Below are 12,554 nucleotides of genomic sequence, written 5' to 3' on the forward strand. Positions count from 1 at the left end.
TCGAAAGCAAAATTTTGCGCTAGTCCGCCGTGTTACTTTTACTCAAAATCAACAGCTATGGAATTTATATTTTGGCTTTCAATAGGCATCATCTTCTATACCTTTCTAGGTTACGGTGTAGTAATTACACTTTTATCGAAGCTTAAAAAGAAGAAAAAAACCTACCCTATTCTCGATGAGGAAGACCTACCGGAGGTGACACTTCTGATCGCATGCTATAATGAAGAGGAAATAGTGGCAGACAAGGTCAAAAACTCTCTGGCCCTGAATTATCCTAAAGATAGACTTCAGATCACCTTTGTCACTGATGGCACTACAGATGGTAGTTTGGATCTTTTGACACAATACCCTCAGGTAAAAATCGATCATAGCTCGGCTAGAAAAGGAAAAATCGCCGCAATCAATCGTGTAATGCCCGGCATTGCTACCCCTATTACTATTTTCACTGATGCTAACGTGATGCTGAATCCCGGTGCGATTCGTCACTTGGTGCATCACTTCCAGTCCAATCTGGTAGCTGCCGTCTCTGGGGAGAAGGTTGTGCAATCGGCTACAGCTGACAGTGCAAGCGCTTCAGGAGAAGGTTTCTACTGGAAATATGAGTCGTATCTGAAGCGAAAGGATGCAGAATGGAATACGCTGGTAGGATCTGCCGGGGAGCTGGTGGCAATCCGAACCAACCTGTATGAAGCACCGGAGCAGGATACTATCATCGAAGATTTTGTGATGACTGTAAGATTAGCTGCTCAGGGATACAAAGTAAGTTATGAACCTCAGGCGATTGCTACGGAGACTGGCTCGGCCAATGTGGAGGAAGAAGAAAAAAGAAAAATAAGGATAGCTGCTGGAGGGATTCAGGCGATTTGTAGATTGCCCGAAGCACTGAATTTATTAAATCACCCGGGACTAACTTTTCAATATCTGTCACATCGAGTGCTGCGTTGGACACTGATGCCTCTTGCGCTGGCTGCTGCGCTTGTCAGTACGGCACTGATCTATGACGAAGGGTGGATCTACGGATTGGCTCTGGCGGCTCAGATCGTATTTTATGGGACGGCGGTACTGGGATATTTCAAAAGAAATGAAGTCACTTCTAAAAAGTATTTCCACATACCTTTTTACTTCACGTTCATGCATATCAGTGTAGTGAAAGGTTGGAAAAGATATTGGAAGGGACAGCAAGCAGTGACTTGGGAAAAATCGCTGAGAGCTGCCGGAAAAATTCAAACGGCTGATTTCTAAAGTAGATTCAGCCGTTTGATAAGTGCTTCCTTATTTGCTCTCGAGATGGGGATCACTTTGTCTTCGATGAGAAGGTTTGATTCTTCGATATCTACGATTTTGGAGATATTGACGATATAGGATCGGTGAACTTTTTGGAAATTATAATTGGACAGTCGTTCCTCGGCATTTTTGATGGTCGTGTGGACGATGTAGCCTTTGGATTTGGTTTTGAAAAGTGCATAGTCACCTTTGGCTTCGATGAAGAGAATATCTTCGATTTTCACCTTCACAAGCTTATTATCCACTTTTAGAAACAAACTGTTGTCCACTATTTTAGAAATGGCAACCAGTGCTTTTTCGGCGGTTTTGAGTCGGTCAAAAGAAGCTTTTGCTATTTGGATGGCTGCGTTTACCTCCTTTACGCCAAAGGGCTTTACCAAATACCCAAAAGGGCCTTTATCCCTGGCTCGGAGCACAGTTTGATTATCTGCATAGGCGGTGGTGAAGATAAACGGAATGTCGAATTGATCACGGATGATCTCGGCAAGTTCAATCCCATCGATATCTCCGCTGATCTGAATATCTAGTAAGGCGAGGTCAGGTAAATTTGTATTGCAGATTTCTACTGCAGTATCTGCATTATCCGCTATTCCTACGATTTGATGATTAAGAATCCTCAAAATATCCTTCAAACTCTCAGAAATCAGAAGGTCATCTTCTACTACTAGGATTTTTAATTGGCTCATTTCCATGAACCAAAAGAACAAATTAAAATTAAAAAATGCGAAAAAATCTACTTGTTAGGTAAGGTAATCATAAAAATAGCTCCTTCATTAGTTTCACTAGTCACACTGATATCGCCTCCGTGCATAAGGACAAACTCCTTGACAATAGAAAGACCTAGTCCCGAACCTTGAATATTCTTCACGTTAGTAGCTCGATAGAAAGAGGAGAATAATCCTTTTTGATCCTTCTTGGGAATACCAATTCCATAATCTTTGCAGAATATCACTACATCGGAAAGTGCGCTAAAGGAAATTGTCAGTTCTGGCTCTTGGGCATCAGGAGAATATTTCAATGCATTGGACATCAGATTGGACAGCACATGTTCCATCAATTCTTTATCCATAAGGATGGGTCGTTCTACGCCGATCACTCTGAGTTGAATGCTGCGTTTGTCCTGTCTTCCTAGGCAGATTTTCTGGATGCATTGCTCCGCTAGTGCCACCAGGTCACCTGATCGCTTGGATATATCGACTTTTCCAGCTTCAATTTTACCAAGCAAGAGAATGTCGTTCATCAGGTTGGTGACTCTTCCGATTTCAGAATCGATCCGCTGGAAATATCTATCGTAGTTAGATTTCTCTTTCGGATCTGACATTTCCAACTGATAGCTAATCAAATCCACGTTTTGCTTGATCGTCGTGAGTGGCGTACGAAACTCATGAGAAGTCATAGACACAAAGCGAGATTTCAACTCATTTAGTTCGCGTTCCTTAGCCAGAGATTTTTCCATTTCGTCTTTGGATAGTTTTTCCAGCGTGATATCTCTGATAAACGCGGTGAAAAAGTGGACATCTCCCTTAGGAATAGGAATAATGCTGAGCTCTATAGGGAATTCCTCTCCATTCTTGCGCATCGCTGTGACTTCTATTCGCTGATTGAGGACAGGGCCTATTCCCGTATTAAGGTATTTGACCATTCCGTCGTGATGGGCACGGTGATGCTGAGTAGGGATAATATTGGTGGTAAGATCTGTACCGATGGCTTCGGCGGCCTTCCAGCCAAAGATTTCTTCCGCACGGGGATTCCATTCTTGAATAAGTCCTTGTTCATTGATGGTAATGATGGCGTCAAGAGCAGATTTTGTAATGGTTAGAAGTTTTTGTTCACTTTCTCTGAGTTCTCGTTCTGCTGCTTCTTGTCTTCTTTTGGCTTTGGCGTTTTTGATTCTAGAGGCTGAAAGATTAGCTATCGTCTGCAGGGATTCCAGATCCTTTGCCGTGAAGAAATCTACTTCCGGGTGTTCAGAGTTGATTACCCCGATGACTTTGTTTTCTACTTTGATCGGTACAGCTATTTCAGAGCGATATTGGTTTTGCTGAGGTAGATAGCGATGATCCAAAAAGGTATCAGTCACAAGTTCAGCTTTTCCGGTACTCGCCACTGCACCAATTATTCCCTGATCAAAATTAATCTCCAGCGGTAATTCGCCAGGATCCTCTGTGGTGTAATGGCTTGCTTTGAGCTCAAATATATTCCTGAATTCATTGAGTATGTAGATCTCAGCATTGTCAAAGCCAAAAGAGGTGACGATATGTGATACGATCTCTTGGGAAATATCCTCTACGGTATCCACCTCGAGTAGGCGGGTCACAAATTTGTTGATAGCAGAAAGGAATTGTTGACTTTCAAAAAGTTGTATTTCTTTCGATTTCCGAACAGAGATGTCCACATGTATCCCGATTGATCCGATCTGTTGACCGAGGGAATCATAAGTTGGTGCTCCTGAAATCATCGCATACAATGGTTCCCCGCTTTTGGTTAAGATTTTGGCTTCGTAAACGCTGGATTGATTGTTTTTCCTGAGCTCATGCTGCTTATTTATCTCTTCCCGCATGGCGTCATTTGTGAGGACTTGAGAGGCTACTTTTCCCATCATCTCTTCACGAGTGTAACCAGTGATCTGACACATGGCATCATTGATATAGATGATGCGCTCTTCCAGATCAACCTCGATCAGCCCAAACTGGAGATTTTGAATTATTCCTCGATACTTTTCTTCCGATTGCTTGAGTGAATTGATCGCACGAATCTTATCTGTGATAACCCGTGCCACAGCCATGATACCTTTGAGTTCGGATCCTCTATAGACCAGCTGTACATGTTGACCAAGCCAAATAGTAGCCCCTGATTCTGCAATGACTGGAAATTCGAAGTAGGTGGTCTTGGTTTCAGTGGCGAGTTGGTGGCGATAGAATGCTACGATTTTCTCCAAAAAATCTTCTCGGATGAGTTCTGTATATTTTTTCTGTAGAAGTGAGTTTCGAGAATAACCTAAAATCTCAGTAGTCCGGGAATTGACAAAAGTAAAGAATCCAAAGAGGTCCGCTTCGAAGATAATATCTTGAGCCTGCTCCACCAGGATTCTATAACGATCCATTGAAAAACTCGGAAAATCCTCTGAACGCTCATTTACTGTTCCCATGGATGAGAAAGATTTAATTTAAAAAAGACAATTAAAACTGTTTTGCAAATCAACGAATTAGACGGCGACTTGCTATTTTTTTTCGATCAATGGACATAATTCTTCGATGAATGACAAGCCCAGGGTAAGCAATTAGGTAATTCAATGAATCACCTCACTTAGCTGGAATAATCAAGGGCGCCGCAAAACGTTGATCGGGTAGCTAGTTGAAGAAGTACTTTTGACTCAACGGAACGACCCTCACTTTGAAAAATAGCTCAGGGTTATAAAAAATTTCAAAAAGCAAAGTTTCTCTAGTCCAAAATACTGGTTAAGGTTGGGGTTAAAACGGGTGAATAAGGCTTACTAAGCTACACTTTCCAGTGTCAATAGCTTCTACCTTAACAGAATTCAGTTACATCATTTCTCCCATTAACTATGGCTAAGCAACCAGAAGGCAAACCAAAGAACGACAAGTCTGCGGCTACCAAAACGTTAAAAGAAAAGCGTGCTGCCAAAGCCGCGGGAAAGGAAAGCAAGAAGAATAGCAAAAACGAAAACGGGAGCATTCAGCTCCCGCTTTTCTAATTTTTAGTTCTCATTTACCCCTGTTGTATCAGGCTTTGATGCCGGGGTACTTTTAGGAAAAAAACCTTTCAGCAATTTCTTCGCTTCATCTACTGCTTTGTCTTTTGCCAAATCAACCTGCTTCTCTAGTTCCTTTTTGGCACTATCTTGAGCCACAGCAGATTTTGTTTTTAATACTTGCTTTAGGCTATCCTGGGTAGCATTGAACTGCTCGGTGGCTGAATTTTGTAATCCCTGCACTTCACCACTCACTCTGGCTTTGAGCGCATTGGACAGGAGGGATTCGATACTATTGCCGCCAGCAAGCGATATCTTCGGAGAATTATACGTTCCTGAGAGATTCACAGCCAACGGAATCTTGGTATTCTCACTGGCATCAGCTCCTGTGATGCTAGCCAAGAGTGAGTTGGCTTGTGCACCAAATTTTCCAGCCGGAATCTGCATATTGACGAGGTAATTGATAGATCCATCAAAGCCGGCTGTGCCTTGCACATTGGCTTGGTAGTCCCAAAGCTTCACGTCAAATGGCTTCACGTCCATCACTCCATTATCGATCGTAATGGGTATAGCTATATTCTTCAATTGCAAGGTATTCGTATCCTTGAGTTTGGTCAGGCTAGTGATCCCTTCGAGGATTTTACTGTCTTTGAGTGCTGTTTCTACTACTTTAATCAATCCTTCTCCATCCAAACTGGAAAGCAAAGGCATCATGTCTTGTCCCAATTTTCCAGAAAAATTTAGCGTAGAGTTAAATCTACCAGTTAGATTTTGAGCAATTGGAGCAAAGGCCTTAATAGTGTTGAATGAGTTAAAAGCTTCCGCAATACTCAACTCTGCGATGTTCAATTTGAAGTCAAAAGCTGGAGCAGTGAGATCGCTCGGATCGTAGTTGCCAGACAAGGCAATCGTGCCTCCCATAGTCTTCATTGATGCATCAGAAAAGCTCAGAATGCCATTTTTGAGCGTCATATTTCCTTTGACCTCTTTCAAGTTCAAGTTATCATAGCGTACTTCATTAGCCGCCACAGTCATAGTGAAATCTATATCTTTTGGAAGTTCAATGACTGAAAGTTCGCTGCTGGTAGTGTCTGGAGAAGCATCTTCGCTCATCCATTCGTTGACATTGAATCGTGAGCTATTCAAAGCTAACTGGCCCTTCAGCGTACCGTTTTGACCCAAGAGATAGTCCATGTAATTGGATAATGAACCCGTGGCCTGAAGCGGGCTTTCTCCTAGTGTTGAGTTAAATTCCGTGAGCTTTATTTGCTCTGGTGTGAATTCGGCTTGGGCTTTTGAGATCTGAACCCCCTGGGGAACATCGGTGGAGGAATACCTAAAGTTGCTGATATTCATGGAGCCTCGAGTTTGCAGTTGGTTGTATTGCTTAGCTTCTACTGCAGCATAGGAACCTTGGCTAGCTATATTTGCCTGAATTCGGCCTTCCATATTCATATCTTCCATCGGGAAAATCGCCAGGATTTTTTTCAAATCCACCCCTCCTCGAATCTCACCATCCCAGATCAGTTTGTCAAAATCACGGATTTTCATGTTTCCATTGATTGCTTCACCTTCCAACTCAAAACCGAATTGGCTAAGGTTCACCAAGAAATCGGTCATGTTGCCACTTGGGTTTTGGATCGAGGCATTGACATTCAATTTTTCGATGGGAGCAGGATAATCGGTACTTTTTACATAGCCATTTGCTAAAAGCATCTTTGCATCAATCGCTGGTATAATCCCGGCTGTTGAATCGTACCTACCTTTTGCGGTAGCGTCTATGTCCAGATTTCCCTTCAGTGCGATCCCTTCAATAGGAAAAATGGAAGTCAATTCCTCGAGATTCAATTTTCCTTTCAGCGCCGCATCGATAGTATAGCTGACCAAATCTGAGAGGTATAATTTCCCAGAAATGGGATTGCTTCCGAAGTCAAGATTGAAAGTGGGGATGGAGATAGAAGTATTGTCCAGGTTGTCAGTTTCATTTTTTGCCTGAAGATCTAGATTGACATTCTTCACCGGTTTTGGAAGGTCAGGATACTGGAACATACCGTCAGCTATTTTCAGTGAGATATCAAATGCTGGAATCTTCGTTTCGTTGTAAATCCCTTTGATTTTTCCATTAAAATCCATCGTTCCTGATGTTTTCAAACTGGAAAAACTCTCTGAATAAATCCCTGGCACTAGCGATAAAATACTTTTGAACTCGTTGTCCAAGCCCTTGATTGAGATATCCATTTCTATATCGTCAGAAGGCATGGCTAGGTATCCCTGTAGATCGAAGAAGAAATCGTTCAGCTGAAAATTACCTTCTCCCAGTGTGAAGATCATTTTTCCCAAATCAATATTCAGGAGGGTTTCACCTTTGAAGGTTTTATTGGTCAGGTAGCTCACATCCTCATAGCTGACGTCGGCAATCAACGCCTCTAATTCTATAGGAAGGTCATACACATCAGCGGTGAAATCACCAGAACCTTCGGCATTGATTCCTCCAAGTGCCATGAAAAAGTCGAGTTGTCTGTCGTCATAGACGACGTTTAGGTTACTGATTTGGATCTCGTCCACTCCAATTTGGAAATTACTCGACGTCGTATCTTCTGCCGTATCCTCTGACGGGAACGTAAGGTCGTAGTTGGCTGTACCATCTTCTAGCACTTTGATGTAAAGATTTCCGCCGTTCAGATGCACGCCAGTCAACGTAGGATAATCATCAAAAAGGACGGATTTGAGATTCAAATCGATAGCAAGTTCCTGCAAGGAAACTAAGGTGTCTTTATCGAAAGGTGCATTTCCTACAATATCAAAATCCTTGATTCTGGCGGAGACATTGGGGAATCTACGAAAGAGACTTAGGCTTACGTTATCTACATCATAGATCACCTTTGCATTGACAGATTGGGCAATTTCTTGGTCAATTCGGGCAACGATTTTGTCTTTGAAAATGAAGGGGATAGCAACAGCAGCAGCTATCAAAAATATAAATACACCTAAAATGATGATCAGGGTCTTTTTCATAAATGGGTTTAAATGATCCAGTGGGGAAAATGCTTAAAATCTAGAGATTCTAGCTTGGTTTCAACTACGTATTTGATAACCTTTCAGGTTTATATACTAACAAGATTTAAGCCTTGAGGGAAAACCTGCCTGGAAAATAAATAAATGTAGGGATAGGAAAATTTATTTTGACTTATATGATTATCCGCACTAATGCCAGTCACCTTATATTCCTTGCTTATCTGGTTGGAAGACCAATGACCGAAGCGGCCTCAATTCTTAAGATGACCAAATCTTATTTTGCATTAAGCTCTTTACTGGTGTCAAAGCGGATAGACACGAATCTTTATTTATTTCTTTATTTTTCAATCAATTATTCAATCTATACTATGGAAAACGACCTTAAAATTCCGGAAAACTATCAGGCGGTCATGCCTTATCTAATCTTAAAGGGTGCAGTGACTTTTATTGACTTTGCGGAGCAAGTCTTAGATGCAAAACTCCTAATGAAAGAGGTACGGGATAATAACACCCTCATGCATGGAGAAATCAAAATCGGTGAAAGTACCGTCATGATCGCTGAGGCAACGGAGGATTACGCACCTCAGCCTGCCGGACTATTTGTCTATGTCCACGATGCAGACAAAGCCTGTGGGAAAGCCGTCTCCTTAGGAGCTGAGTTGATATTGGAAGTTTCAGATAAACCTTACGGCAGAAGTGGTGGAATAAAAGATCCCTTTGGAAACACTTGGTGGATAACCTCGGTCCATTAAGACCCAGGAAAAGAAATTCCTTTCACGCGTCGGTAAAGATTCAGGGCATATTTATCTGTCATCCCAGAGATAAAATCCACCAAGCTTCTGAGCAGGGGGTAGGGATTCACTTCTGCGCCCCAGCCTTTCAGAGGGAAGTCTGCGGGTAAGAGCCTAAGAATACTTTTGTCTTGTCCGGAGAAGTTTTCCACATCATAAAACTGATGGTAAAGTGCTTTAGAAAATACCTCTAATAAACCTTCCAAAACCTGAAAACCGGCGGCTTCTTTTTCTAAAACTACCTGAGATCTGTAGATTTTCTCCACCGATATTTCTGTGATTTTTTTCAAAGCCTTGGCCGAAGGAATGATGTCTGTGAGCGCTTTATCAAAATTTCCCTTGCACATGCTCTCCTCATAGTTGGCGAACACTTCTACACATTCTTTTATCAGTTCCCCAATCGCCAAGGCACGTAGCGCACCCAAGTTTTGAGCTTCAGTTCTAGGTTCTTTTAGTTTTTTAGGGTCAAATTTATCCTTCAATATCGGCGCGAGAAGCTTTACTGTTTCTTCAAAGCTGACTAACCCTAGGGTGCATCCATCTTCCAAGTCGATGATGCTGTAGCAAATATCATCTGCTGCTTCTACTAAGAATGCCAGTGGATGCCTATACCAGCATTCTGGGCTGGATTTCTCCATGCCTAAGACCGCGCCCATCTGTTCAAAATCAGCTAATTGATTGATAAAGAAACCGTACTTCTTCTGGCTTCTTCGTGCGATGTCCCGCTGAGCAATCATACTGGGCCGCGGATATTTGGTAAAAGCAGCGAGGGTCGCATAGGTCAATTTCAGACCAAATTGCTTCGAAACCAGCATTCTGAAGCCTTGAGCGTTGCCTTCGAAATTGCGCAAATCAGCCAATTGTTCCGTGCGTAGGTGAGATTCCCAGCATTTTCCCGAAGGATGAAACTTGAAAAAATCCGAAATAGCCTCTTCTCCAGCATGCCCAAAAGGCGGATTTCCTATGTCATGTGTCAATGCCGCTGCAGCAACAATTGCCCCTATTTCGAAAGAAGTAATGCCTGTTTTGGCTAGTTGAGGGTATTTTTCGAGGAGTATTTCCCCCGCAGATTTCCCCAGAGACCTTCCCACGCTGGAGACTTCCAAGCTATGAGTCAATCGTGTATGGACGAATGCCTGCTCAGGTAGGGGGAATACCTGCGTTTTATCCTGAAGATTTCTAAAAGGGGAGGAAAAAATGATACGATCGTAATCTACCTCAAATTCGCTTCTGCTTGCTTCCGTGGCTATAAACCCCGGATTATCTCCAAATCTGCCTCTGGATAAAAGGCGTTCCCATTTCATCATGCCCAAAAATAAGAAGGTCTTGAGACATAAAGTCGGAATTTGAGAATTTTGACAACTAAATCATGGTGTTTTTCGAATCCTATATAGATTGGCTCGATTTCCGGATTTGAAAAGATTTGGACTAAATTTACCCCGTGAAAAAACTGCATTTTTATCTATTTCCGCTTTTTGCATTTGTATTCCTGGCTTCCTGTGAAGACCCAGACGGAAGCCCAAAGGCGCTTTTGAATCTTATTTTGGTGGACAGTCCAGCCAAGTGGGATTCTGTTTTGGTAGAGATAGAAGGTGTGGATATTGAGGTTCTAACAGAAGGTAGAGACACACAAGCGCAGACTTTTTTCTTAGAGTATAAATCGGGTGATAAGAAAATAAAAATCAGTGACCTTGTTGGGGGAAATGCCCTGCTTCTAGGGAGGAGCGAATTACCAATTGGACAGATTATCAGTGCTAAAATAATTTTAGGGAATAATCACTTCATGTATTTTGACGAGAAAGAATATCTACTAACCCTAGCTGAAAGCTCTTCGAATGAAGTTTTTTTGACCACATCGCTAACTATTGAGGCTGGATTTTCCTACGATATTATACTTGACATGGATTTGGAGAAGTCGATAGTTCAAGCTTCTGAATCACCTGCCAGTTATCAACTGGATCCTACCTTTACCTTAATAAAGGGTGCCGAGACAGTTGACATTAGTGGCACATTAAAGCCTCTGGCTCTCTACCCCGCTATTTTTCTCAGCGATGGGAAGGATACCCTTTCTACTCATACGGATGCTTCGGGGAAGTATTATTTCAGAGTTCCGCCCGGATCTTATCAGATTTACTTCGATGCCAAGGATGAGCTTTACTTGGATACGGCTTATATAGAAAATTTAGTTGTAACTGAGGACAGTGTTCTCGCGCCAATTACATTTAAGAAAAAGCCCTGATGATTTCGGATGCACTTTACATGCAAAGAGCGCTTGAACTGGCGGATTTTGGTAGAGGAAAAGTAAGTCCAAATCCTATGGTCGGATGCGTGATCGTTCACGAGGACCGAATAATAGGCGAAGGCTACCATCAACACTACGGGCAAGCCCATGCCGAAGTCAACGCGGTGAATTCGGTGAAAAACCAGGATTTACTAGCAGAAGCTACAATATATGTGACACTTGAACCTTGCGCACACTTTGGTAAAACTCCTCCTTGCGCCAATCTTTTGGTAGAGAACAAAGTGAAACGAGTAGTAATCGCAGCTTTTGATTCTAATCCACTAGTAGGCGGAAAAGGAATTCAGATTCTAAAGGATGCTGGAATCGATGTACAGACAGGGCTTTTGGAAAAGGAAGCTAGATTTCAAAACAAACGCTTTTTCACCCAAATCGAAAAAAAGCGTCCTTATGTGATTTTGAAATGGGCGCAGTCAGCGGATGGATATGTAGCAAGACAAGATTATTCTTCCAAATGGATCAGCAATGCCTCCAGTCGACAGCTTGTTCATAAGTGGCGAGCCGAGGAAGATGCCATCATGGTAGGAAAGAATACCGCCAAATACGATAATCCAGCGTTGAATGTGAGGGATTGGGTAGGTAAAAACCCACTCAGAATAGTTATTGACAGCAAGCTAGAACTTTCACCTACCTTGAAATTATTTGACGAAGCCGTTCCAACGATCTGCTTTAATACGCTGAAAGCTGAGATTCGAGGCACGTTAGAATTTGTTCGGTTGAGCCCCGATTTTCAGATTGTTGATATTTTAGAAGAACTGCATCAGCGCCAGATTCAGAGTGTAATTATCGAAGGAGGAAGCTATTTGCTGAATAGGTTTTTGGCTTCTGAACTTTGGGACGAAGCTCGTGTTTTTACAAGTAGAAATAAATTTGGTAGTGGAATAGCAGCTCCTATTCCTCCTGCCCCAGTTTCTGAGACGATAGAAATCTTAGAAGATACCTTAAGAATATACCATCATGTCTGAAAGCCTTTATATTCCTGAGTCAGCGACCAAAGCTGAAAAATACGAAGCAATTTTACCACAAATTGAAGCGCTGATCACCGGTGAACCTGATCTCTATGCCAATCTTGCCAACATCTCTGCCGCTCTGAAGGAAGCATTTGGCTTCTTCTGGGTAGGATTTTACTTGGTCAAAGAGAATCAGCTAGTCTTAGGTCCCTTCCAAGGACCGATTGCATGTACGCGTATTTCGATGGGAAAAGGCGTGTGCGGAGCGGCATGGAAAGAAGGCAAAACGATGTTGGTGCCAGACGTCGATGCTTTTCCGGGGCATATCGCCTGCAGCTCAGCGTCCAAATCGGAGATCGTGGTTCCGGTATTCAAAGGCGGCTTAGTCGCCATGGTACTCGATGTGGATTCCGATCAGTTGGATGATTTTGATGCGGTGGATCAGGAATATTTGGAGAAGTTGATGGGGGTGTTGGGGTGGAAGTTGTAGGCATTCTCAGTAA

General features: G+C 42.5%; 10 protein-coding genes. 6 read left to right on the top strand and 4 right to left on the bottom strand.

What is annotated here, in order from left to right; genetic code table 11:
• Window positions 1–57: 57 nt before the first annotated feature.
• Complete coding sequence (locus ABJH64_RS07585) at window positions 58–1,242, top strand: glycosyltransferase family 2 protein (protein ID WP_348277345.1); 1,185 nt, start codon at window positions 58–60, stop codon at window positions 1,240–1,242.
• Here ABJH64_RS07585 and ABJH64_RS07590 read toward each other — a convergent pair.
• Both ABJH64_RS07590 and ABJH64_RS07595 read right to left on the bottom strand, forming a co-directional pair.
• Entirely contained in the window at window positions 1,239–1,970 is a 732-nt protein-coding gene (locus tag ABJH64_RS07590) for a response regulator (protein WP_348277346.1), read from the bottom strand. The two genes, ABJH64_RS07585 and ABJH64_RS07590, sit on opposite strands and share 4 nt — an antisense overlap.
• 47 nt (window positions 1,971–2,017) lie before the next feature.
• Window positions 2,018–4,432, bottom strand: a complete 2,415-nt coding sequence (locus ABJH64_RS07595; protein WP_348277347.1) for a PAS domain S-box protein — start codon at window positions 4,430–4,432, stop codon at window positions 2,018–2,020.
• Between the two features lie 417 nt (window positions 4,433–4,849).
• Here ABJH64_RS07595 and ABJH64_RS07600 point away from each other — a divergent pair, with 417 nt between their 5' ends.
• Window positions 4,850–4,999, top strand: a complete 150-nt coding sequence (locus ABJH64_RS07600) for a hypothetical protein (protein WP_348277348.1) — start codon at window positions 4,850–4,852, stop codon at window positions 4,997–4,999.
• A 3-nt stretch (window positions 5,000–5,002) separates the two neighbouring features.
• Here ABJH64_RS07600 and ABJH64_RS07605 read toward each other — a convergent pair whose 3' ends face one another.
• Window positions 5,003–8,011, bottom strand: a complete 3,009-nt coding sequence (locus ABJH64_RS07605) for an AsmA-like C-terminal region-containing protein (protein ID WP_348277349.1) — start codon at window positions 8,009–8,011, stop codon at window positions 5,003–5,005.
• Between the two features lie 368 nt (window positions 8,012–8,379).
• On the opposite strand from ABJH64_RS07605, the gene ABJH64_RS07610 reads away from it, so the two are divergent.
• On the top strand, window positions 8,380–8,763 hold the full coding sequence (locus ABJH64_RS07610) for a VOC family protein (RefSeq protein ID WP_348277350.1): 384 nt from the start codon (window positions 8,380–8,382) through the stop codon (window positions 8,761–8,763).
• Here ABJH64_RS07610 and dgt read toward each other — a convergent pair.
• Window positions 8,760–10,106 (bottom strand): dGTP triphosphohydrolase, encoded by a 1,347-nt coding sequence (gene dgt, locus ABJH64_RS07615; protein ID WP_348277395.1) that lies wholly within the window; start codon window positions 10,104–10,106, stop codon window positions 8,760–8,762. The genes ABJH64_RS07610 and dgt overlap by 4 nt on opposite strands.
• Window positions 10,107–10,243: 137 nt before the next feature.
• Between dgt and ABJH64_RS07620 the strand changes: the two genes are divergently transcribed.
• Genes ABJH64_RS07620 through ABJH64_RS07630 form a run of 3 tightly spaced genes read left to right on the top strand, consistent with a single transcriptional unit; the run spans window position 10,244 to window position 12,541 of the window.
• Complete coding sequence (locus ABJH64_RS07620) at window positions 10,244–11,041, top strand: DUF4382 domain-containing protein (RefSeq protein ID WP_348277351.1); 798 nt, start codon at window positions 10,244–10,246, stop codon at window positions 11,039–11,041.
• The gene (gene ribD, locus ABJH64_RS07625; protein WP_348277352.1) at window positions 11,041–12,066 is read left to right on the top strand and encodes a bifunctional diaminohydroxyphosphoribosylaminopyrimidine deaminase/5-amino-6-(5-phosphoribosylamino)uracil reductase RibD; all 1,026 of its coding nucleotides are present in this window, start codon (window positions 11,041–11,043) and stop codon (window positions 12,064–12,066) included. The genes ABJH64_RS07620 and ribD overlap by 1 nt, the downstream gene beginning before the upstream one ends.
• Entirely contained in the window at window positions 12,059–12,541 is a 483-nt protein-coding gene (locus ABJH64_RS07630; protein WP_348277353.1) for a GAF domain-containing protein, read from the top strand. The genes ribD and ABJH64_RS07630 overlap by 8 nt, the downstream gene beginning before the upstream one ends.
• Window positions 12,542–12,554: the final 13 nt, after the last annotated feature.

It is taken from the genome of Algoriphagus sp., assembly GCF_039969895.1.
GTDB lineage: Bacteria > Bacteroidota > Bacteroidia > Cytophagales > Cyclobacteriaceae > Algoriphagus.